Origin of the sequence: Pseudomonas sp. 102515 (genome assembly GCF_031085165.1) — a bacterium.
In the GTDB taxonomy this organism is placed as follows: domain Bacteria; phylum Pseudomonadota; class Gammaproteobacteria; order Pseudomonadales; family Pseudomonadaceae; genus Chryseomonas.
This window is the reverse complement of the sequence record NZ_JAVHTY010000001.1, coordinates 398,307-419,449: the sequence shown is the minus strand read 5'-3', so window position 1 is coordinate 419,449 and position 21,143 is coordinate 398,307. Positions and strand designations below refer to the sequence as shown.

At 67.8% G+C, this 21,143-nt stretch carries 18 protein-coding genes and 1 tRNA gene; 5 read left to right on the top strand and 14 right to left on the bottom strand.

Going from position 1 to position 21,143, the window contains the following annotated elements:
- Positions 1–63: 63 nt before the first annotated feature.
- The 8 genes from gudD to RCF34_RS01870 all read right to left on the bottom strand — a co-directional run bounded on the left by gudD (position 64) and on the right by RCF34_RS01870 (position 10,486).
- Positions 64–1,422: a glucarate dehydratase gene (gene gudD / locus RCF34_RS01905; RefSeq protein ID WP_308706641.1), complete on the bottom strand. Its 1,359-nt coding sequence runs from the start codon at positions 1,420–1,422 to the stop codon at positions 64–66.
- Positions 1,423–1,440: 18 nt separating this feature from the next.
- On the bottom strand, positions 1,441–2,796 hold the full coding sequence (locus tag RCF34_RS01900) for an MFS transporter (RefSeq protein ID WP_308706640.1): 1,356 nt from the start codon (positions 2,794–2,796) through the stop codon (positions 1,441–1,443).
- Between the two features lie 148 nt (positions 2,797–2,944).
- On the bottom strand, positions 2,945–3,979 hold the full coding sequence (locus RCF34_RS01895; RefSeq protein WP_308706639.1) for a LacI family DNA-binding transcriptional regulator: 1,035 nt from the start codon (positions 3,977–3,979) through the stop codon (positions 2,945–2,947).
- A gap of 79 nt (positions 3,980–4,058) precedes the next feature.
- The gene (locus RCF34_RS01890) at positions 4,059–4,973 is read right to left on the bottom strand and encodes a hydroxymethylglutaryl-CoA lyase (RefSeq protein WP_308706638.1); all 915 of its coding nucleotides are present in this window, start codon (positions 4,971–4,973) and stop codon (positions 4,059–4,061) included.
- Positions 4,970–6,904, bottom strand: coding sequence for an acetyl/propionyl/methylcrotonyl-CoA carboxylase subunit alpha (locus RCF34_RS01885; protein WP_308706637.1), 1,935 nt, complete (start codon positions 6,902–6,904; stop codon positions 4,970–4,972). The genes RCF34_RS01890 and RCF34_RS01885 overlap by 4 nt, the downstream gene beginning before the upstream one ends.
- Complete coding sequence (locus RCF34_RS01880; RefSeq protein ID WP_308706636.1) at positions 6,901–7,701, bottom strand: enoyl-CoA hydratase-related protein; 801 nt, start codon at positions 7,699–7,701, stop codon at positions 6,901–6,903. Before RCF34_RS01880 ends, RCF34_RS01885 begins: the two co-directional genes overlap by 4 nt.
- 3 nt (positions 7,702–7,704) lie before the next feature.
- Positions 7,705–9,312: a carboxyl transferase domain-containing protein gene (locus RCF34_RS01875; RefSeq protein ID WP_308706635.1), complete on the bottom strand. Its 1,608-nt coding sequence runs from the start codon at positions 9,310–9,312 to the stop codon at positions 7,705–7,707.
- A 10-nt stretch (positions 9,313–9,322) separates the two neighbouring features.
- The gene (locus RCF34_RS01870; RefSeq protein WP_308706634.1) at positions 9,323–10,486 is read right to left on the bottom strand and encodes an isovaleryl-CoA dehydrogenase; all 1,164 of its coding nucleotides are present in this window, start codon (positions 10,484–10,486) and stop codon (positions 9,323–9,325) included.
- A gap of 367 nt (positions 10,487–10,853) precedes the next feature.
- Between RCF34_RS01870 and RCF34_RS01865 the strand changes: the two genes are divergently transcribed.
- On the top strand, positions 10,854–11,762 hold the full coding sequence (locus tag RCF34_RS01865; protein WP_308706633.1) for a LysR family transcriptional regulator: 909 nt from the start codon (positions 10,854–10,856) through the stop codon (positions 11,760–11,762).
- 19 nt (positions 11,763–11,781) lie between these two features.
- On the opposite strand, the gene RCF34_RS01860 is transcribed toward RCF34_RS01865, so the two are convergent.
- The 6 genes from RCF34_RS01860 to RCF34_RS01835 form a co-directional block, all read right to left on the bottom strand.
- The gene (locus tag RCF34_RS01860; protein ID WP_308706632.1) at positions 11,782–12,006 is read right to left on the bottom strand and encodes a DUF2188 domain-containing protein; all 225 of its coding nucleotides are present in this window, start codon (positions 12,004–12,006) and stop codon (positions 11,782–11,784) included.
- Positions 12,007–12,121: 115 nt separating this feature from the next.
- Positions 12,122–13,555: an aldehyde dehydrogenase gene (aldA, locus tag RCF34_RS01855; RefSeq protein WP_308706631.1), complete on the bottom strand. Its 1,434-nt coding sequence runs from the start codon at positions 13,553–13,555 to the stop codon at positions 12,122–12,124.
- 13 nt (positions 13,556–13,568) lie between these two features.
- A complete protein-coding gene (locus RCF34_RS01850) occupies positions 13,569–14,369 on the bottom strand; it encodes an HpcH/HpaI aldolase/citrate lyase family protein (RefSeq protein ID WP_308706630.1) in 801 nt (266 codons plus the stop codon).
- A 20-nt stretch (positions 14,370–14,389) separates the two neighbouring features.
- Positions 14,390–15,724 (bottom strand): MFS transporter, encoded by a 1,335-nt coding sequence (locus RCF34_RS01845; protein ID WP_308706629.1) that lies wholly within the window; start codon positions 15,722–15,724, stop codon positions 14,390–14,392.
- A gap of 21 nt (positions 15,725–15,745) precedes the next feature.
- On the bottom strand, positions 15,746–16,930 hold the full coding sequence (rhmD, locus tag RCF34_RS01840) for an L-rhamnonate dehydratase (RefSeq protein ID WP_308706628.1): 1,185 nt from the start codon (positions 16,928–16,930) through the stop codon (positions 15,746–15,748).
- Between the two features lie 12 nt (positions 16,931–16,942).
- The gene (locus tag RCF34_RS01835) at positions 16,943–18,241 is read right to left on the bottom strand and encodes an MFS transporter (RefSeq protein WP_308706627.1); all 1,299 of its coding nucleotides are present in this window, start codon (positions 18,239–18,241) and stop codon (positions 16,943–16,945) included.
- Positions 18,242–18,420: 179 nt separating this feature from the next.
- Here RCF34_RS01835 and RCF34_RS01830 point away from each other — a divergent pair, with 179 nt between their 5' ends.
- The 4 genes from RCF34_RS01830 to RCF34_RS01815 all read left to right on the top strand — a co-directional run bounded on the left by RCF34_RS01830 (position 18,421) and on the right by RCF34_RS01815 (position 21,060).
- Positions 18,421–19,368 carry a LysR family transcriptional regulator gene (locus RCF34_RS01830; protein ID WP_308706626.1) on the top strand — a complete coding sequence of 316 codons (948 nt, stop codon included), beginning with the start codon at positions 18,421–18,423 and terminating at the stop codon, positions 19,366–19,368.
- A gap of 163 nt (positions 19,369–19,531) precedes the next feature.
- Positions 19,532–19,608: transfer RNA gene (locus RCF34_RS01825), tRNA-Asp, on the top strand.
- A 153-nt stretch (positions 19,609–19,761) separates the two neighbouring features.
- A complete protein-coding gene (locus tag RCF34_RS01820; protein WP_308706625.1) occupies positions 19,762–20,337 on the top strand; it encodes a hypothetical protein in 576 nt (191 codons plus the stop codon).
- Between the two features lie 348 nt (positions 20,338–20,685).
- Positions 20,686–21,060, top strand: a complete 375-nt coding sequence (locus tag RCF34_RS01815) for a histone-like nucleoid-structuring protein, MvaT/MvaU family (protein ID WP_288436011.1) — start codon at positions 20,686–20,688, stop codon at positions 21,058–21,060.
- The last annotated feature ends 83 nt before the right edge of the window (positions 21,061–21,143 follow it).

Genomic DNA, 21,143 nt, shown 5'->3' with positions numbered 1-21,143 from the left:
GAAACGGAAACAGCGCCCGCCCCGGAGATTCCGGAGCGGGCGCTGCTGGCGGGCTGGGGCGCCTCAGCGCACCAGGCAGGGCTTCTTGTTATCGAAGGTCCAGTTGGGCGAGAGGAATTGCATGGCCATGGCGTCGTCCCGCGCGCCGAGGCCCTTGGTCTTGTACAGCTCGTGGGCGCGGGCGAGGGCATCCAGATCCAGCTCCACGCCCAGGCCACCCTGCTGCGGCACCGCGACCAGGCCGCCCTTGATCTCCAGCGGTTGCCGGGTCAGGCGCTGGCCGTCCTGCCAGATCCAGTGGGTGTCGATGGCGGTGATCTTGCCCGGCGCCGCGGCGGCGACGTGGGTGAACATGGCCAGGGAGATGTCGAAGTGGTTGTTGGAGTGCGAACCCCAGGTCAGGCCCCAGTCGTTGCACATCTGCGCCACCCGCACCGAGCCCTGCATCGTCCAGAAGTGCGGATCGGCCAGCGGGATGTCCACCGATTGCAGCTGGATGGCGTGACCCATCTGGCGCCAGTCGGTGGCGATCATGTTGGTGGCGGTGGGCAGGCCGGTGGCGCGGCGGAATTCGGCCATCACCTCCCGTCCGGAATAGCCGTTCTCGGCGCCACAGGGGTCCTCGGCATAGGCCAGCACCTGGTGCTGGTCGCGGCACAGGCGGATGGCTTCCTGGAGCGACCAGGCGCCATTGGGGTCCAGGGTCACGCGCGCCTCGGGGAAGCGCTCGGCCAGGGCGGTGACCGCCTCGATCTCGGCATCGCCGCTGAGCACGCCGCCCTTGAGCTTGAAGTCCTTGAAGCCGTAGCGGTCGTAGGCCGCCTCGGCCAGGCGCACCACGGTCTCGGGCGTCAGGGCCTCTTCGTTGCGCACGCGGAACCAGGCATCGTCGCTCTCGGCTTCGCTGCGGTAGTCCAGGGTGGTCTTGTTGCGGTCGCCGACATAGAACAGGTAGCCGAGCATCTCCACGGCGTCGCGCTGCTGGCCTTCGCCGAGCAGGGCCGCGACCGGCACTTCCAGGTGCTGGCCGAGCAGGTCGAGCAGGGCGGCTTCCAGGGCGGTGACGGCGTGGATGGTGATGCGCAGGTCGAAGGTCTGCAGGCCACGACCGCTTGCATCACGCCCGGCGAAGGCCTGGCGGACCTGGCCGAGGATGCGCTGGTACTGCCCCAGCGGCTGGCCGATCAGGAACTGGCGGGCGTCTTCCAGCGTCTGGCGGATGCTCTCGCCGCCGGGGACCTCGCCGACGCCGGTGCGGCCTGCGCTGTCCTTGAGGATCAGCACGTTGCGGGTGAAGTAGGGGCCATGGGCGCCACTCAGGTTGAGCAGCATGCTGTCCTGGCCGGCGACGGGCACGACCTCCAGCGAGGTGACCACCGGGGTGCCGGTGTGCAGGGCGGGGGTGGCGTCGAATTGCGTCATGGTCGGGCTCCTTGTCGATCAGCGAGAGGTTTCGGCGGCGAGCGGGGCTTCGGCGGGCGGCGTGGGCACGCCCCGCAACTCGACGCGCTTGATCTCACCGACGACGAACAGGTAACTGATGGCGGCCACCAGGGCGTTGGCACCGACGAACACCAGGGCCATCTTGAAGGAACCGGTGGCGGCGATGATGTAGCCGATGATGATCGGGGTGGTGATGGAGGACAGGTTGCCGATGGTGTTGAACAGGCCACCGGAGAGGCCGGCGATCTGCTTGGGCGAGGTGTCGGAGACCACCGCCCAGCCCAGGGCGCCGATGCCCTTGCCGAAGAAGGCCATGGCCATGAAGCCCACCACCATCCAATCGGCGTCGACGTAGTTGCAGAGGATCATGCTCATCGACAGCAGCATGCCGGCGACGATGGGGGTCTTGCGCGCCACGCTCAGGCTGCTGCCACGGCGCAGCAGCCAGTCGGAGATCACCCCGCCCAGCACGCCGCCGATGAAGCCGCAGATGGCCGGCAGGGAGGCGATGATGCCGGCCTTGAGGATGGTCATGCCGCGTTCCTGTACCAGGTAGACGGGGAACCAGGTGAGGAAGAAGTAGGTGAGGGCGTTGATGCAGAACTGGCCCAGGTAGATGCCGGCCATCATGCGATTGGTCAGCAGCTGGCCGATGTAGCTCCACTTCGGACCTTCGCTTTTCTTGCCGGGGGTGTCCAGGTCGACCAGGCCGCCGTTGCTGGCGATGTAGTCGATCTCGGCGGCATTGGCGCGGGGATGTTCGCGGGGGCTGTAGATCACCGCCAGCCAGACCGCCGAGAAGGCGATGCCCAGGGCACCCATCACCACGAAGACGTGCTGCCAGCCGAAGTGGTAGACGATCCAGCCCATCAGTGGCGCGAACAGCACGGTGGCGAAGTACTGCGCCGAGTTGAAGATCGCCGAGGCGGTGCCGCGCTCCTTGGTGGGGAACCAGGCGGCGACGATGCGGGCGTTGCCGGGGAAGGAGGGCGCCTCGGCCAGGCCGACCATGAATCTCAGGGCGAACAGCAGGAATACCGCGGTGCCGATGCCGAATTCACCGATGTAGCCTTGCAGCATGGTGAACACCGACCAGGTGAAGATGCTCGCCGCATAGACCTTCTTCGAACCGAAGCGATCGAGCAGCCAGCCGCCGGGGATCTGGCCGAGCACATAGGCCCAACCGAAGGCGGAGAAGATGAAGCCGAGGGAGACGGCACTGATGCCGAGGTCTTTTTGCAGGGCGGAGCCGGCGATGGAAATGGTGGCGCGGTCGGCATAGTTGATCGTGGTCACGACGAACAGCATGAACAGGATCAGATAGCGGACGCGCGTCTGCTTGGTTTCGTGCATGGAGAGCTCCCACTGGTTTGTTTTTGTGTGCGGGCGGACATCGTGTAGCGGGCTTATGTTGTAAGTCGTCTGACAACGATAGCGTTATCATTAAACAGATAACGCTATCATTCAACCGTTAAATCTGTGCCCGCGTGCAAAAAATCCGCTAGGAGCTCTGGCGCTCGATCAGGGCGAAACCGGTGTCGAGACTCACCGCGGTGTGATCGCCCGCGAGACGGTCGAGCAGCGCCTGGGCGACCCGCTGGCCCATGGCATCGGCATTGACGCTGACCGTGGACAGCGCCGGGGTGGCGAAGCGGCCGTTGGTGGTGTCGCCGAAGCCGACCACTGCCAGCTGCTCGGGGATGCGCAGGCCCCGGCTGCTGGCCTCGGCCACCACACCCAGTGCCAAGGTGTCGGAGCTGCACAGCACCAGGTCCGGCGGCGCGGGACGTTCCAGCAGGCGCGCCAGGCCGATCCGGCCGACTTCCCAGGTGGCCGGCAGCGGCAGCACTTCCATGGGTAGTTCGCCGATGCCAATGTTGGCCAGACGGGCCTGCAGGGCCAGGTTGCGGCGCATGGCGCGGGGATCGTCCACCGAGATCACCCCGAAGCGGCGATAGCCGCGGGCGACGAAGTGGTCCGCCAGGGCCACGCCGACCTGCTCGTGGGAAAAGCCCACCTGCATGTCCAGGGCTTCGGCGCTCAGGTCCCAGGCTTCCACCACGGGGATGTTCAGCGCTGCCAGCCGCGCGCGACTGGCCGGGGTGTGCAGGGTGCCGGTGAGGACGATGCCATCGGGACGGCGGCCGAGGATGGCTTCCAGCAGTTCCTCCTCCTTTTCCGGCGAATAGCCGGTGGGACCGATCAGCGCCTGGTAGCCTGCCTCGGTGAGGCGATCCATGATCGCCTGCACCACCGTGGCATAGATGGAATTGGCGATGGTGGGCAGGAGGATGGCCACCAGCCGACTCTTGCTGGAGGCCAGGCTGCCCGCCAGCAGGTTGGGCACGTAGCCCAGCTCCTTGACCACGGCCAGGACGTGCTCGCGGGTGGCGGCGCTCACCAGGCTCGGCCGATGCAGCGCCCGGGACACGGTAATGGGCGACACCCCGGCGGCGAGGGCGACCTCGCGCACGGTGAGAGGCAGCTCGGTGGTGCCGTCGAGCTGGGCGAGTTCGCGTCGGGACTTCCTGGCCAAAACAGGTCCTTGGATGAGAGAAGCCGCCATTATGGGAGCAAGCCCCGGCGGTTGCCATGGGCGCCCGGCAGAGCCGTTGCTAGTCGACCGCCCGCGCCGCCCGGGCGCGGCCGACCCGCGACTGATTGGGTCGACCCAGCAGGGCAGAGACGTCCTGTCCGGCCTCGACCAGTCTGGCGAGGTCGATTCCGGTCGCTATGCCCAGGCCGTCCAGCAGATAGACCAGGTCCTCGCTGGCGACATTGCCGCTGGCGCCCCGCGCATAGGGACAGCCGCCGAGGCCGGCGACCGAGCTGTCGAACACGCTCACCCCTTCGAGCAGGCTGGCATAGACGTTGGCCAGGGCCTGGCCATAGGTGTCGTGGAAATGCCCGGCCAGTCGGCTGAGGGGCACCTCCCGGCCTAGCCGCTGCCAGAGCGCCCGGGTCCGGCCCGGGGTGCCGACGCCAATCGTGTCGCCCAGGGAGACCTCGGCGCAGCCCAGCTCCAGCAGCTCGCGGGTTACGCTGGCCACCTGGTCGGGAGCGACCTCCCCGTCGTCGGGGCAGCCCAGCACGCAGGACACATAGCCGCGCACCCGGATGCCCGCCGCCCGCGCACCCTCGACCACGGGCACGAAGCGCGCCAGGCTCGCGGCGATGGAGCAGTTGATGTTGCGCTGGGAAAAGCCCTCCGAAGCGGCGGCGAAGACGGCGATCTCCTCCACCCCCGCCGCCAGGGCGGCTTCGAAGCCCTGCATATTGGGCACCAGTACCGAACGGACCACGCCCACCGGCCGGCCGAGCCCTGCCAGCACCTCGGCGGTCCCGGCCATCTGCGGCACCCAGCGGGGCGAGACGAAGCTGCCCACCTCCAGATGCTGCACGCCGCTGCCGACCAGCGCCGTGCACAACTGGATACGCTCGGCTATGCCCAGCGCCTGGGGCTCGTTCTGCAGGCCATCGCGGGGCCCGACCTCGACCAGCCGCACCTGAGTCGGCAAGGCATCGCTCATGACGGCGACTCCTCCAGTTCCACCAGCGGCGCGCCCTCGGCCACCAGCTCGCCAGGACTGCAGAACAGCGCCGCCACCACGCCGGCACGGGGCGCGCGGATGCTGTGTTCCATCTTCATCGCCTCCAGCACCACCAGCGGGGCCCCGGCTTGCACGGCGTCGCCGACGGCCACCGAGACCGCCACCACGCTCGCGTTCATCGGTGCCGTGAGTCCGCCCGCATCGGCCTGGCGCGCGACCTCGGCCAGCGGATCGGCCCAGGTGACGGCTTCGAAGCGGTCCTGCCATTCGAGGAACAGCGTCTGCCCACGGCGATGGAGGCGAGCGCTCTGGCGGACGCCGTCCGCTTGCCAGTGGAGTCGATCACCGCTCAGCTCGACCGCCGTGGAATCGGCCAGGGTAAGGTTGCGGACCTCGCCACGACCGGCCAGCCGCAACGCGATGCGCGGCGGGCCGCCCAGGCGCCAGCCCTGGCGGGACGCCCAGGGTGACGTGGGATCGGCAGCGGCCGGCAGCGTCGCCAGCCAGGCCTGGCCCGCCAGGGTCCAGAAGGCCTCCGGCAGCTCTGCGGGTGCGGGCAGCAAGGCCGCCTGATGACGTTCGATGAAGCCGGTGTCCAGCTCCGCCGCGGCAAAGGCCGGATGGGCGAGCAGGCGCTGCAGGAAGGCGAGGTTGGTGGCGAAGCCGCCCACCGCGGTGTCTTCGAGCATGGCCAGCAATCGCTTGCGCGCCTGTTCGCGGCTGTCGCCCCAGGCGATCAGCTTGGCCAGCAGGGGGTCGTAGAAGGGCGACACCTCGTCGCCTTCCTCCACGCCGCTGTCCACTCGCCGCCCCGGACCGGCCGCGGGCTCGCGGTAGAGCTGCAGGGTGCCCGAGGCCGGCAGGAAGCCCTGGTCGGTGTCCTCGGCATAGAGCCGTACCTCGATGGCATGGCCGTGCAAGGGCACCTGGGCCTGGGTGAGGGGCAGGGGTTCGCCAGCGGCCACGCGCAGCTGCCAGGCCACCAGGTCCAGGCCGGTGATGGCCTCGGTGACCGGGTGCTCCACCTGCAACCGGGTATTCATCTCCATGAAGAAGAATTCGCCGCGGGCGTCGAGCAGGAATTCCACGGTACCGGCGCCGACGTAGCCGATGGCCTGGGCCGCCTGCACCGCCGCCTCGCCCATGGCCCGGCGCAACTCGGGCGTAAGACCCGGCGCGGGGGCTTCCTCGATCACCTTCTGGTGGCGGCGCTGGATGGAGCAGTCGCGTTCGTTGAGATAGAGGCAGTGGCCGTGGCCGTCGGCGAAGACCTGGATCTCCACGTGGCGCGGTTGCAGCACGTATTTCTCCACCAGCATTCGCGCATCGCCAAAGGCCGAGAGCGCCTCGCGCTGGGCCGAGGCGAGGCCCTCGGCCAGCTCGGCTTCGCGCTCGACGATCTTCATGCCCTTGCCACCGCCGCCGGCGGTGGCCTTGAGCAGTACCGGATAGCCGATGCGCGCCGCGGCGTCGCGAAAGGTGGCCAGGGACTGGTCCTCGCCGTGATAACCCGGCACCAGGGGTACCCCGGCGTCGATCATCAGCGCCTTGGCCGCGGACTTGCTGCCCATGGCGCGGATCGCCGCGGCCGGAGGACCGACGAAGACCAGCCCCGCCGCGGCCACCGCCTCGGCGAAGGCGGCGTTCTCGGACAGGAAGCCATAGCCCGGATGGATCGCCTGGGCGCCGGTGGCCAGGGCGGCGGCGATGATGCGCTCGCCCAGCAGATAGCTGTCGGCCGGCTTGGTCCCGCCCAGGTCCACCGCCTGGTCGGCCTGGCGCACGTGGCGGGCGCCGGCATCGATGGCGCTGTGCACGGCGACGGTACCCAGGCCCAGGGCCTTGGCAGTACGCATCACCCGGCAGGCGATCTCGCCGCGGTTGGCGACGAGCAGACGGGCGAAGCTCATGGCGAGGTCTCCTGCCAGGCGGGGCGGCGCTTTTCCAGGAAGGCGGCAAGGCCTTCCTGGGCTTCGGGGGTGACCCGGATGGCGGCGATCAGGCCCTCGGTGAACGGGCGCACCTCGGCGCGGGGTGCGCCCTCGCCAGCGCCGTCCAGCAGCCGCTTGCAGGCACGCAACGCCTGGGGGCCGTTGTCCAGCAGCCGGGCGATCCAGGCCTCGACCAGGGACTCCAGTTCGGTGGCCGCGGCGGTCTCGGCCACCAGGCCCAGTTCGGCGGCGTGTTCGCCGGAAAAGCGCTCGGCGCCTAGCATGTAGCGGCGCGCCACGCGCTCGCCCAGGGCGCGGATCACGAAGGGGCCGATGACGGCGGGCACCAGGCCGATGCGCACCTCCGACAGACAGAAGGTGGCGTCACTGGCGGCCAGGGCCAGGTCGCAGCAGCTGACCAGGCCCACCGCGCCGCCAAAGGCCGCGCCCTGCACCACGGCCAGGGTGGGCATCGGCAAGGCCTGCAGGCGATACATCACCTCGGCCAGGCGCTCGGTGTCGGCGCGGTTGGCGGCGGCTTCCAGGTTGGCCGAGGCCTGCATCCAGGCGAGGTCGGCGCCGGCGCAGAAGTGCCGCCCGCGACCGCGCAGGAGCAGAAAGCGCAGGGCTTGGTCAGAGGCGATCTCGGCGAGCACGGTCCCCAGCTCCGCGATCAGCTGCGCATCCAGGGCATTGTGGCGATCCGGACGGTTGAGCCAGAGCGTGGCGAAGCCGCGCGGATCACGGATCAGTTCCAGGGTGTGGAAGTCAGTCATGGCCTACATCCGGAAGACGCCGAAGGTCGTCGGCTCGAGAGGGGCGTTGAGGCTGGCCGACAGGGCCAGGGCGAGGACCTCGCGGGTCTGGGCCGGGTCGACCACCCCGTCGTCCCACAGCCGCGCGCTGGAATAATGGGCATGGGCCTGGCGTTCGTACTGCTCGACGATGGGGCCCTTGATCCGCGCCGCCTCTTCGTCGTCGAAGGCTTCGCCGGCACGCTCGGCCTGTTCGCGCTTGACCTGCACCAGCACCCCGGCCGCCTGCTCGGCGCCCATCACGCCGATGCGCGCGTTGGGCCACATCCACAGGAAGCGTGGATCGTAGGCGCGACCGCACATGCCGTAGTTGCCGGCGCCAAAGCTGCCACCGATGATCACGGTGAACTTGGGCACCCTGGCGCAGGCCACCGCGGTGACCAGCTTGGCGCCGTGCTTGGCGATGCCGCCTTCCTCGTATTTCTTGCCGACCATGAAGCCGGTGATGTTCTGCAGGAACAGCAGCGGAATACGTCTCTGGCAGGCCAGCTCGATGAAGTGCGCGCCTTTCTGCGCCGATTCGGCGAAGAGGATGCCGTTGTTGCCGAGGATGGCCAGCGGATGGCCGTGCAGATGGGCGAAGCCGCAGACCAGGGTGGTACCGAATTGCGCCTTGAATTCATCGAAGACGCTGCCGTCCACCAGCCGCGCGATCACCTCGCGCACCTCCAGCGGCTGCTTGGGATCGGCCGGGACCAGGCCGTGCAACTCCTCGGCCGGGTACAGCGGTGCGAGGGGCGTCTTCAGCTGCAATTCGCCCAGCTTGCGCCAATTGAGGTTGGCGATGCAGCGCCGGGCCAGGGCCAGGGCATGCGCATCGTTTTCGGCGTAGTGGTCGGCCACGCCGGAGGTACGGCAATGAACGTCGGCGCCGCCCAGTTCCTCGGCGCTGACCACCTCGCCGGTGGCCGCCTTCACCAGCGGCGGGCCGGCGAGAAAGATGGTGGCCTGCTGGCGCACCATGATGGTCTCGTCGCTCATGGCCGGCACATAGGCGCCACCGGCGGTGCAGGAGCCCATCACCACGGCGATTTGCGGGATGCCCTGGGCGCTCATGGTCGCCTGGTTGAAGAAGATCCGCCCGAAGTGCTCGCGGTCGGGGAAGACGTCCTCCTGGCGTGGCAGGTTGGCGCCGCCGGAATCCACCAGATAGAGGCAGGGCAGGCGATTCTGCAGGGCGATGGCCTGGGCGCGCAGGTGCTTCTTCACCGTGAGCGGATAGTAGGAGCCGCCCTTTACCGTGGCGTCGTTGGCGATGATCATGCACTCGACCCCCTCGATGCGGCCGATGCCGGCCACCACCCCGGCGGCGGGTACCTCTTCCTCGTAGACGTCGAGGGCGGCCAGGGCGCCGATCTCCAGGAAAGGCGAGCCCGGGTCCAGCAATAGATCGATGCGCTCGCGGGGCAGCAGCTTGCCGCGGGCGGTATGGCGCGCCTGGGCCTTGGCCCCGCCGCCTTCGCGGATGCGCGCCAGCAGCTGGTCGAGCCGGGCCAGTTGCGCGGCCATGGCGGCGGCGTTGCGCTGGTAGTCCGGGGTGCGCCGGTTCAGCGTGGAGGTCAGCACGGTCATGAAGGCGTCCTCACCGGGTTTCGTTGAACAGCTCGCGGCCGATCAGCATGCGGCGGATCTCGCTGGTGCCGGCGCCGATCTCGTAGAGCTTGGCGTCGCGCAGCAGGCGGCCGGTGGGGTATTCGTTGATATAGCCATTGCCCCCGAGGATCTGGATGGCTTCCAGGGCCATCTGGGTGGCCTTCTCGGCGGTGTAGAGGATCACCCCGGCGGCGTCCTTGCGGGTGGTCTCGCCACGGTCGCAGGCCTGGGCCACCGCATAGAGATAGGCGCGACTGGCGGCGAGGCCGGTGTAGAGATCGGCCACCTTGCCCTGGATCAGCTGGAATTCGCCGATGCTCTGGCCGAATTGCTTGCGGTCGTGGACATAGGGCAGGACCACGTCCAGGCAGGCCTGCATGATGCCCACCGGGCCGCCGGCGAGGACCACCCGCTCGTAGTCCAGCCCGCTCATCAGCACCTTGACCCCGCCATTGACCTGGCCCAGCACGTTTTCCTCCGGCACCTCCACATCGTCGAAGAACAGCTCGCAGGTGTTGGAGCCGCGCATGCCCAGCTTGTCGAACTTGCTGCCGCGGCTGAAGCCGGTCCAGTCCCGCTCGACGATGAAGGCGGTGATGCCATGGGCAGCCTTTTCCGGTTCGGTCTTGGCATAGATGACATAGGTGTGGGCATCGGGACCGTTGGTGATCCAGGTCTTGCTGCCATTGAGCACGAAGCGATCGCCGCGGCGTTCGGCGCGCAGCTTCATGGAGACCACGTCCGAGCCGGCATTGGGTTCGCTCATCGCCAGGGCGCCAATGTGCTCGCCGCTGACCAGTTTGGGCAGGTAGCGGGCCTTCTGCGCGGCGCTGCCGTTGCGGTGGATCTGGTTGACGCAGAGATTGGAATGGGCGCCATAGGACAGGGCCACCGAGGCCGAGCCGCGGCTGATCTCTTCCATGGCCACCGCATGGGCCAGGTAGCCGAGTCCGGAGCCGCCGTATTCCTCGCCCACGGTGATGCCGAGCAGTCCGAGGTCGCCAAAGGTGCGCCACAGGTCCATGGGAAAGCTGTTGCTGGCATCGATCTCGCCCGCGCGAGGCGCTACCTCGCGGGCGACCAGGGTGCGCACCTGATCGCGCAGCAGGTCGAGTGTCTCGCCCAGGGCGAAGTTGAGACTCGGGTAGCTCATAAGGTCACCTGTTGTTGGGATTGTCGGGTGAGAGCGGTCAGCCGATCGGGTGCGCACGGGGCAACCACCCGGTACGGCGCAGAGCTGAAAGAAACAGGGCGGGGCAGCGCTGAAGGCCAGGGGCGGGCCTGGCGCGCAGGCGGACGCTGGAAAACCCTCGGGCAGGGCGGCCGAAGGCAGGGCAAGGGTGCGCATGGAGCGCGGGTGCGGAACGCGGGCGCCAGGGCGCACATGGTCCGTCCTCCTGTTCATTGTTCTTGTCATGGCGACCACGAGAGGAAGGCGGCGCGCCTGTGCCTCTGAGTCTAGGAGAGGAAATGCGCTATCGTGAAACGATAAAAATAGAATCCAGGTATTGGAAAATCAGATGGCATTGCTCAAGGACATTTCCATGCGGCAGCTGCGCTACTTCGTCGCCGCCGCCGAGAACAGCCAGTTTTCCCTGGCCGCCAGCGCGGTCAACGTCAGCCAGTCGGCGGTCACCACGGCGGTCAGCCAGCTGGAGGCGCTGCTCGCCGTGCGGCTGTTCGAGCGCCTGCCCCACGGCGTCAAGCTCACGGCCGAGGGGCACCAGTTCTATCACCATGCCCGGCACATCCTCGATACCCTGCAGGACGCCGTCAGCCAGCCGCTGTTCCAGAGCCATGCGCTGACCGGCCAGGCGCGTGTCGGCGCCTCCTATGCGGTGCTCGGCTACTACCTGCCGACCCTGCTGGCGCGCTTCAAGCGCAGCTATCCGCAGATCGACATCGACCTTCGTGACATGGACCGGCCCAGCATCGAGGCCGGCATCACCGACGGCACCCTGGAGCTGGGCCTCACCGTCATCTCCAACGTCGACGCCACCCAGCCTTTCGAGCGCCACCTGCTGATGCGCTCGCCGCGCCAGCTCTGGCTGCCCAGCGCCCATCCGCTGCTGGCGCCGGAGCGCGTGACCCTGGCCGACATCGCCCCCTATCCCTACATCCTCGCCACGGTGGACGAAGGCGAGACCTCGACCCTGCGCTACTGGCGCGCGGCCGGCCTGGAACCCAACGTGGTGTTCAAGACCTCGTCCATGGAATCCCTGCGTGGCCTGGTCGCCCACGGCTTCGGCGTGACCATCCTCTCCGACATGCTCTATCGCGGCTGGTCGCTGGAAGGCCGCAAGCTGGAAGCCCGCCCGGTGGCCGATGCCATCCCGCCCATGGAGCTGGGCCTGATCTGGAGTCCCGAAGACCGCCTGAGCCCCGGGGCCCAGGCGTTTCGGCAGTTCCTGGTGTCGGCGGCGGGGTAGCGGAAGCACCCGCTCGGAGTCAGCCCTTGGACTGCGCCGGATCCGCACTGCGTGGATAGGTGCGCTCTTCCTCGATGCGGCCATCAGCGGTGTGAATCTTGACGCTGCCGGTCTTGCCGTCCATGAACTGCGCCGCCTGGTGGACGATGGCGTCCTTGGTCGAGGCCTTGAGCAGGGCGCGATCGCCGTGCTCTTCCTTGAATTCCCAGCCGGTGTCGGTGGGTACGATGTGGTAGTTCTGCATCTGGTCTCCCTGGGGCCCTGGGCCCGTGCCTGGTCTTGGGTTGCGCCTGTTTCGACCCACGTTCGCCCGCGAACATTCGGGCGAAGCGGCCCGGTAGGGGACCAGGCCGCGACACTCAGCCCTGCAGATAGACCACCTGGGTATGGGTGTACTCATAGAGGCCGTGCTTGCCATCGGCGCCGCCGATGCCGGACTTGCGCACCCCGGCGTGGTAGCCCTGCATGGCCTCGAAGTTTTCCCGGTTGATGTAGGTCTCGCCGAAGTCGATCTCGCGCATGGCGTGCATGGCCTTGCTCAGGCTGCGGGTATAGACGGAGGAGGTGAGGCCGTATTCGCAGTCGTTGGCCAGCGCGATGGCCTCATCGAGATCGTCCACCACCTGGATCGGCAGCACCGGGCCGAAGATCTCTTCGCGCATGATCGGCATGTCCGCACGACAGTCCGCCAGCACCGTGGGCTGGAAGTGGAAGCCGCGACCCAGGTCGGCGCGGCTGCCACCGGTGACCAGGCGGGCGCCCTGGCCGAGGGCGACGTCGACCTTGGCCGCCACCTTGTCCAGGCCGGCGGCGTTGATCAGAGGTCCCATCTCCACGCCGATGTCGGCCTGGGGGTCGCCATAGCGGGTGGCGGCCATGGCACGGCCGATGCGCTCGATGAAGTCCTCGGCCACCGCGCGTTCCACATAGACGCGCTCGGCGCAGTTGCACACCTGGCCGGTGTTGATGATGCGCGAGTCACGGATCGCCCGGACCGCCAGGTCCAGATCGGCATCGGCCAGGACGATGGCCGGCGCCTTGCCGCCCAGCTCCAGGTTGAGCTTGGTCAGATTCGGTGCGGCAGCGGCCATGATCCGCGAGCCGGTGCCGACGCTGCCGGTAAAGCTGACCATGTCGATGCCGGCATGGCCGCTGAGCTGGCCCCCCACGGTGCCGGCGCCGCTGACCAGGTTGAACACCCCGGGCGGCAGGTCGGTCTCGGCCACCAGGCGGGCGAATTCATGGGCATTGATCGGGGTTTCCTCGCTGGGCTTGATCACGATGGTGTTGCCGGTGATCAGCGCCGGTGCCAGCTTGCGGGCGATCAGGAAGAAGGGGAAGTTCCAGGGCAGGATGCCGGCCACCACCCCCAGTGGCTTGCGCAGCAGAAAGATCTGCTCGTCGGGCCGGTCGCTGGTGATGATCTCGCCTTCGATGCGTCGTGCCCACTCGGCCATGTAGTCGAGGTAGTCGGCGGTGAAATTGACTTCCACCTCGGCCAGGCCGTGGATCTTGCCCTGTTCGGCGACCAGGGTCTGGGCCAGCCACGGCGCCTGCTCGCGCAGCTTGGCGGCAATGCGTCTGAGATAGCCGGCACGCTCGATGGCCGGTTTGCGTGCCCAGGGCTTCTGGGCACGCCGGGCGGCGGCGATGGCCTGGTCGACGTCCTCGCGACTGGACGCCGGTACCCTGGCCAGGGCCTCGCCGGTGGCCGGGTTATGGACGAGAAAGTCCTCGGCGGCCGCCAGGAAGCGGCCGTCGATGTAGTTCTGGTAGAGGGGCAGATCGGCCATGGCGGACTCCGGGTCAGTAGGTGCGAGAGGGCGCCTGGGGCGCTTCGAGGGGGCGATAGCGGGCCAGGTTGGCCAGCGCCGCCTGGCGGAACAGGCTGATGTCGATGCCGACGGCGACGAACTGGCAACCCCAGTCGCGATAGCGCCGGGCATCGTCTTCCTTGGGCGCCAGGATCCCGGCCACCTTGCCGGCCGCGCGGGTGGCATCGATGGCGGCGCGGATACGCGCCTGCACCTCGGGGTGGCCCGGATTGCCGGCATGGCCGAGGCCGCTGGAGAGGTCGGCCGGGCCGACGAAGACGGCGTCCACGCCCTCCACCGCGGCGATCTCGGCGACGTTGTCGCTGCCCAGGCGGGACTCCACCTGGACGATCAGGCAGAGCTCGCTGTGGGCGGTGTGCAGATAGTCGGGCACCGCGTCCCAGCGGGTGGCCCGCGCCAGGCCGCCGCCGACGCCGCGGATGCCATGGGGTGGATAGCGCATGGCCCGCACCAGGGCACGGGCCTGGTCGGCGGTCTCCACCATGGGCACCATCAGCGTCTGCACGCCGATGTCGAGCAACTGCTTGATCAGCACCGCATCACCGGTGACGCAGCGCACCACCGGCGCCGTGGAGTAGGGCGCCACTGCCTGCAACTGGGCGAGGATGCTCGGCACCGTGTTGGGCGCGTGCTCGCCGTCGATCAGCAGCCAGTCGTAGCCAGTGGTGGCGGCGATCTCGGCGGCATAGCCGGTGGCGAACCCGGCCCAGAGGCCGTAGAGGGTATCGCTGTCCATGAGGCGGGCCTTGAAGGGATTGCGAGGCAGATCCATGACGGTCGTCTCCAGGGGAGTCAGGAAGGGGTGTCAGGCAGGCGCACCAGCAGCCCATAGCTCAGGGCGCCAGCCACCGCGACCGCGGCGGCGATGCCGAGGGCGAGGCCGAAGGAGCCGGTCTGCTGGACGATCATGCCGGTGATGACCGGGGCGAAGGCGCCGCCGAAGTAGCCACCGAAGTTCTGGATGCTGGCCAGGGACGCCACCTGGTGCGAAGGCACCGCGACGCTGACCAGCGACCAGGTGCCGGCCACCGCCACGTTGAGGCTGAACAGCGCCAGGCTGAAGCAGAGGATGACGCTGCCGATACCGGTCACCCCGGCGCTGCACAGGGCGAATAGCCCGGCGGCGGCCAGACCGCCACAGATTGGCAGCTTGCGGCTGAAGGCCAGGCTGCGGCCGCTGCGGGTCAGGCGATCCACCAGCAGGCCGCCACCGATCACGCCACAGGCGCCGGCCAGGAACGGCAGGCTGGCGACCCAGCCGGCCTGGGCCAGGGACAGGTGATGCACCCGTTCCAGGTAGGCCGGCAGCCAGGTCAGGAACAGCGACAGCATGTAGATGATGCCCACGTAGCCGATCACCACGCCCCAGGTCAGGCGGCGGCGGAACAACCCCAGCCAGTCGGCGAAGGTCAGCCGCAGACCGGCGTCCTGGGGCGGCAGGCCGGCGTCCAGGTGCGCCCGCTCCGCCGCGTCCAGTGCCACCTGTACGCGGTCGCGGTAGCTCAGGTACCAGAGCGCCGCCACGGCGACGCCGAGTACCCCCATGGCGATGAACATCTGCCGCCAGCCCAGCCACAGCAGCAGGGCGGTGAGGATCGGCTGGGAGATCGCCGGTCCGAGCGATGACGACAGGTTGAAGATCCCGGAGGGCAGGCCGCGCTCGCGCACGTTGAACCACTCGCTGACCACCTTGGCGCCGGCCGGGAATTGCGGCGCCTCGCCGATGCCCAGGCCGATCCGGGCGAGGATCATCAGGTGCAGGCTGCTGAGCAGCCCGAGCACGCCCTGGGCGAGCGACCAGAGGCAGATGCCCAGGCCCAGCGTCAGGCGCGCGCCGAAGCGATCCAGCAGGCCGCCGATGGGCAGCTGGGCGAAGGCATAGGCCCAGGCGAAGGCCGACAGCAGCAGGCCCATCTCGGTCGGCGTGAAGCCCAGCTCGCCGCTGATGGTCTGGTTGGCGATGGCCAGGGTGCTGCGGTCGAGGTAGTTGACGAAGCCAGCCAGTACCAGCAGCGCCAGGGCGACCACCTGCACCCGCTTGAGGCGGGCACTCTTGGGTGGCAGCGGCGTTGCGGCGGGGCGTGCGTCCGCCAGCGGCGTCGCCAGGGTTTCTTGGGTCGCTTTCATTCAGCCCTCCCGGGCAACGCCTCAGTGGCGATAGGGACGTTCCAGGGCGCACTCCGGATTGAGGCGCACGCCGAAGCCAGGCCGATCCAGCGCCGAGGCGCGCATGCGGCCCCGCACCGGGACGGGTTCGTCGAGCAGTTGCGGATGGAACATGGGCACTACTTCATCGGCCTTGGGCGCCATCATCAGGAACTCGGCGAAGGGACTGTTGGTGCGGGTGATGACGAAGTGGTAGCTGTAGACCGAGGAGCCGTGGGGCACCACCAGGGCGTTGTGGGCATCGGCCAGTGCCGAGATGCGGACCAGCTCGGTCAGGCCACCGCACCAGCCCACGTCGGGTTGCAGGATGTCGCAGCAGCCCATCTCCAGCAGCAGGCGGAAGCCCCAGCGGGTGGCCTCGTGCTCGCCGGTGGTGACCAGCATGCCCTTCGGCACGTTGCGCCTGAGTTCGGCATAGCCCCAGTAGTCATCCGGCGGCAGCGCCTCCTCGATCCACTTGAGGCCGTACTGCTGGGCGCCCTGGGCCAGGCGGGTGGCGTAGTTCAGGTCCAGGCTCATCCAGCAGTCGAGCATCAGCCAGAAGTCGTCGCCGACCCGCTCGCGCATGGTCGCCAAGGCCTCGAGATTCTTGCGCAGGCCTTCCTCGCCCTCGGCCGGGCCGTGTTGCAGCGGCAGCTTGCCGCCAATGAAGCCCATCTCCTTGGCCAGGTCCGGCCGGGCGCCGGTGGCGTAGAACTGCAATTCGTCACGCACGGCGCCGCCGAGCAACTGGTGCACCGGTTCCTGGCGCAGCTTGCCGAGCAGGTCCCAGAGCGCGAGATCCACCCCCGAGATGGTGTTGAGCACGATGCCCTTGCGCCCGTAATAGAGGGTGGAGAGGTACATCTGGTCCCAGATCTTTTCCAGGTCGGTGACCCTGGCGCCCTCCAGGAAGCGCGCCAGGTGCCGCTCGACGATGAAGGCACCCAGCTCGCCGCCGGTGGTGACGGCGAAGCCCACGGTGCCGTCGCTGGCCTCGACTTCCACCACCAGGGTGCCCAGCACATTGATGCCGAAGCTGCGGCGGCTCTGGCGGTATTCCGGGTACTTGGCCATGGGCGTGGCGATGTGGTCGTCGATCCAGTGGCCGTCGCCCTGGTCGTGATAGTCGGCGCCACCGCCGCGAAGAGTGTAGGCGCGCACCTGCTTGATGGTGGGTAGGGTCATGGCGAAGCTCCCTTAATGACTGGGCGTGAGCTGGGGTTGGGGATCGGCCTGGTCGCGGCGGCGTAGGCCGAGGATCAGGGCGGCGGCCACCAGGGTGGTGCCGGCGAGCAGGTAGAGGCCGGCGCCGGGGTGGGCGAAGGTCACCTCCGCCCAGCGCTTGGCGAGGGGCGCGATGAAACCGCCGATGGCGCCGCAGGTGTTGATCAGGGCGATGCCGCCCGCGGCGGCGCTGCCGCGCAACTGGTCGGACGGAAAGGTCCAGAACAGCGGCTGCACGGCGATGAAGCCGGCGGCGGCAAAGCACAGGGCGAGCAACGCATAGGGCGGCGAGAAGGTCACCGAGGCGGCGATGCCCAGGCCGGAAACGGCCAGGGTGGCGGCCGCGGTGCGGCGGCGTTCGCCGGTGCGATCCGACCAGCTGGGGATCAACCAGGCGGCGAGCAGGGCGCACACCCAGGGGATCGCCGAGACCAGGCCGACCAGCAGCCCGACCTTCTGCCCGAGCAGCCCGGCCACCTGGGTCGGCAGGTAGAAGACCACGCCATAGACGCTGGCCTGGATCAGCAGGTAGATGCTGCACAGCAGGAGGATACGCGGCTGACCGAGCAGGCGCAGCAGCCCCCCAGGGTGCGGCTTGGCGGCATCCTCGGCGTCCAGCGCCTGTTGCAGCGCGTGCTTTTCCGCGTCGCTCAGCCAGCGGGCATCGCGTGGCCGGTTGTCCAGGTAGAACCAGGCCCAGACACCCACCAGGCTGGCCAGCACCCCTTCGACCAGGAACATCCACTGCCAGCCGTGCAGACCGCCGAAGCCGTCGAATTCCAGCAGCAGGCCCGACAGCGGACTGCCGAAGATGAAGGCCAGGGGCGCGCCGAAGTAGAAGAAGCCCAGCGCCCGGGCGCGGTGGCGCGAGGGGAACCAGTAGGTGAGATAGAGGATGACGCCAGGGAAGAAGCCGGCTTCGGCCACCCCGAGCAGGAAGCGCAGCACATAGAAGGCCGTCGCCGTGTGGGCGAACATCATGGCGGCGGAGATCAGGCCCCAGCTGACCATGATCCGGCACATCCACAGTCGGGCGCCGACGCGGTGCATGATCAGGTTGCTGGGAATCTCGAGAAAGGCGTAGCCGACGAAGAAGACCCCGGCGCCAAAGGCGAAGGCCGCGTCGGAGATGCCGGTATCGGCCTGGAAGGCAACCTTGGCGAAACCCACGTTGGCCCGGTCGAGAAAGGCCATGACGTACATGAGCAGCAGGAAGGGCAGCAGGCGCCGGGTGACCTTGGCGACCAGCCCCGGTGACAGGAGGGTGTGCATGGCGATCTCTCTTGTTGTTGTGATTCGGCCACGGCTCAAGGTAGTCGCAGTTGCAATGCCTGGATAATCGCTTTTTGTTTAGGACCGATACCCTTAAGGTATCGGTACGTGTCAGCAGCTTGGCCAGAGCCGTCGAGCCCCGTTGGACGCCTCCGCTCGCGCCACCAGGATTGCCGCCGATGAACGCTTCCCCCCATGCCCGCGCGCTGTTCGGTCGGCTGCGCTACAAGCATCTGCTGATGCTGGTGACCCTGGCCGGGACCCGCAATCTGCACCGCGCCGCGGAAGCCCTGCACATGTCGCAGCCGGCCACCACGCGGATGCTGCAGGACGTGGAGGAAGCCTTTGGCTGCATGCTGTTCGAGCGTCAGGCGCGGGGCCTGACACCCACGGCGCTGGGCGTGGAGATCATCGAATTCGCCCGCCGTGCGCTCAATGGCCTGGATCGCTGCGCCGAAGACCTGGATGCGCGCCGCTCTGGCGGTTATGGGCATCTGGCGGTGGGGGCCATCATGGGTGCCTTGCCCGATCTAGTGGTGCAGGCCATCGCCGAGAGCAAGGCGCGCCAACCCGGCCTGCAGTTGCGCATCCTGGGTGATACCAGCGACCAGCTCACCGAACTGCTGGAACAGGAGCGGATCGATGTGGCCATTGCCCGTTTCACCCAGCCGGCCGATCTCGGTCGCTTCACCTTCGAGCCGCTGGGCAACGAGCATCTGGCGGTGGTGGTACGCACCGGGCATCCCCTGACCGATCGCGCGCCACCCGATCTGGCCGAGCTGGTGGCGGACTGGCCCTGGATCCTGCAGCCCGAAGCCAGCCCGGCCCGGGTGGCACTGGAGGCGGCCTTCGCCCGACGTCGGCTGCCGCCCCCGGCGGACGTCATCGAATGTGGCTCGGTGTTCGCCATGCTGCAGCTGGTGCAGATCACCGACGCCATCCTGGTGCTGACCGAGGCGGTGGTGCGCGATCACCTGCGCACCGGGCTGGTGGTCTCGCTCGACCTGGAGATCACCGAACCCCTGACGCCCTTCGGGATCCTGCTGCGCACCGGCCAGGTACCCAGCGCGGCGCTGGAGGGCTTTCTCGGCCTGCTCAGACGCCAGGCCGCAGGTACGGCTGTCTGAGCGCCGCCCTGGCCTGCGCCGCGGCCCCTGTATGGCGAGAAATATTTTCTCTGCCCTGTTGTTTCTTCCCTGATAAATCAGTATCTTAGCGGCCGCTGGTGCAGAGAACCCCGCTGAACAGGTTCTCGGTAAGTGCCAGCCGGATGCCGCGAGGCTTCCATGCGCAGCGGTAGTTCAGTCGGTTAGAATACCGGCCTGTCACGCCGGGGGTCGCGGGTTCGAGTCCCGTCCGCTGCGCCACATACCACCCGCGAGCTCTGTCTCGCGGGTGACGAAAGAAGCGGCCCTCGAGGCCGCTTTTTTCGTCCTGTATTTTGTCGCCAAGTCTTGCCGCCGGGAAACCCCATCGCTTCGCTAGCCTCCAATGGCTATCATCGATGCGCGGGAGTGGCCATGAAGATCGCCTGTCTGGGTTGGGGTTCGCTGATCTGGAAGGCGGCGGAGTTGCCGGTCGCCTCGGACTGGTTCGCCGATGGACCCTGGTTGCCCATCGAATTCGCCCGGGAGGGTGACAGCGGCGAGCTGGCCACGGTCATCTGCGAAGGCGTGCCCGAGGTCCAGGTGCTCTGGGTCTATCTGGCGGTCGACACCCTGGAAGAGGCGCGCGAAGCCTTGCGCGAGCGCGAGGGGGTGCCAAGGGAACAGCCCGAATGCATCGGCAGCTGGCCGACGGGGCCGCACTCGCCGTTCCAGCGGCGAATCGCCGCCTGGGCGGCAGAACAGGGTGTCTCCGCCGTGGTCTGGACCGCCTTGCCGCCGCGCAGCGGCGGCCTCAATCAGCGCATGCCTACGGCGGAACAGGCACTCGACTACCTGCGCAAACTCGACCACGAGCGGCAGGCGCATGCGCGGGACTATATCCGGCGGACGCCAGTGGCCATAGACACCGAATACCGGCGGGTAATAGCGCGGACGTTCAACTGGCAGCCCGTGCCCGAGGCGCAGCTGGATCTGGATGCGTCCGCCTGAGGTGCATGCCAGAGGGCTTCGCAGCGTCTAAGCCTACAATTTTTGCCAACTTCTGCATGATTATGCAGTTGAGTTGAGGGTTCGTATTAAGCGGCTTTTCTTCGATGGATCCGGTTACTACCAGGTTACTTGCAAAGATGGCTATCAAGACCTGGTTGGCGCGCATTCTCCGACTTGGCTCAGGGTTTTCTTAATATTCAAACTTGCCGTCGCAAGAAGTGGTCGCTATTTTTTCAAAAGGATTACGTGTCACTGGCATCCGGGGCATCAATCCTTTATCTTCGCGTGCAACTTTAGCCCGCGGGCGAAGTTTCCAGTAACCTTTTCAGATTGTCGCCAGGAGTGCCCATGTCCCGTCTCGCCGAATTCCGTGCTGCCGAAGAGCAACTTCGTGCCCAACTGCAACTGCTCGAAGATCTCAAGCAAGACAGTTCCCTGCAGAAAGAAATCGAGTTTGAAAGTAAGCTCCAGGCCTTGATGGATGAATATCACATGAACCTGGGCGATATCATCGGCATCCTGGATCCCAACGCTGCCCCCAAGCACAAGGCACAGACGCCACATCCGGAAAAGCCGGCTGGCAAGCGTCGTCCGCGCAGCACCAAGCGTTACCAGCATCCCAAGACCGGCGAAGTCATCGAAACCAAGGGCGGCAACCACAAGTTGCTCAAAGCCTGGAAAGCCGAACACGGCGCCGATACCGTGGAAGGCTGGCTGCAGTAACGTCTTGCCCGAATTGCGGTCGGTGGCTGCGCAAGGCGGACCTACCGACCGCAATCCTTTTCCCGCCGCTGCGACGTTAGCGC

Excerpts from the sequence above, each read along its gene's own strand:
- gudD (WP_308706641.1), bottom strand. The coding sequence starts at position 1,422 with ATGACGCAATTCGACGCCACCCCCGCCCTGCACACCGGCACCCCGGTG.
- RCF34_RS01900 (WP_308706640.1), bottom strand. The coding sequence starts at position 2,796 with ATGCACGAAACCAAGCAGACGCGCGTCCGCTATCTGATCCTGTTCATG.
- RCF34_RS01890 (WP_308706638.1), bottom strand. The coding sequence starts at position 4,973 with ATGAGCGATGCCTTGCCGACTCAGGTGCGGCTGGTCGAGGTCGGGCCC.
- RCF34_RS01885 (WP_308706637.1), bottom strand. The coding sequence starts at position 6,904 with ATGAGCTTCGCCCGTCTGCTCGTCGCCAACCGCGGCGAGATCGCCTGC.
- RCF34_RS01880 (WP_308706636.1), bottom strand. The coding sequence starts at position 7,701 with ATGACTGACTTCCACACCCTGGAACTGATCCGTGATCCGCGCGGCTTC.
- RCF34_RS01875 (WP_308706635.1), bottom strand. The coding sequence starts at position 9,312 with ATGACCGTGCTGACCTCCACGCTGAACCGGCGCACCCCGGACTACCAG.
- RCF34_RS01870 (WP_308706634.1), bottom strand. The coding sequence starts at position 10,486 with ATGAGCTACCCGAGTCTCAACTTCGCCCTGGGCGAGACACTCGACCTG.
- RCF34_RS01865 (WP_308706633.1), top strand. The coding sequence starts at position 10,854 with ATGGCATTGCTCAAGGACATTTCCATGCGGCAGCTGCGCTACTTCGTC.
- RCF34_RS01860 (WP_308706632.1), bottom strand. The coding sequence starts at position 12,006 with ATGCAGAACTACCACATCGTACCCACCGACACCGGCTGGGAATTCAAG.
- aldA (WP_308706631.1), bottom strand. The coding sequence starts at position 13,555 with ATGGCCGATCTGCCCCTCTACCAGAACTACATCGACGGCCGCTTCCTG.
- RCF34_RS01850 (WP_308706630.1), bottom strand. The coding sequence starts at position 14,369 with ATGGATCTGCCTCGCAATCCCTTCAAGGCCCGCCTCATGGACAGCGAT.
- RCF34_RS01845 (WP_308706629.1), bottom strand. The coding sequence starts at position 15,724 with ATGAAAGCGACCCAAGAAACCCTGGCGACGCCGCTGGCGGACGCACGC.
- rhmD (WP_308706628.1), bottom strand. The coding sequence starts at position 16,930 with ATGACCCTACCCACCATCAAGCAGGTGCGCGCCTACACTCTTCGCGGC.
- RCF34_RS01835 (WP_308706627.1), bottom strand. The coding sequence starts at position 18,241 with ATGCACACCCTCCTGTCACCGGGGCTGGTCGCCAAGGTCACCCGGCGC.
- RCF34_RS01830 (WP_308706626.1), top strand. The coding sequence starts at position 18,421 with ATGAACGCTTCCCCCCATGCCCGCGCGCTGTTCGGTCGGCTGCGCTAC.
- RCF34_RS01820 (WP_308706625.1), top strand. The coding sequence starts at position 19,762 with ATGAAGATCGCCTGTCTGGGTTGGGGTTCGCTGATCTGGAAGGCGGCG.
- RCF34_RS01815 (WP_288436011.1), top strand. The coding sequence starts at position 20,686 with ATGTCCCGTCTCGCCGAATTCCGTGCTGCCGAAGAGCAACTTCGTGCC.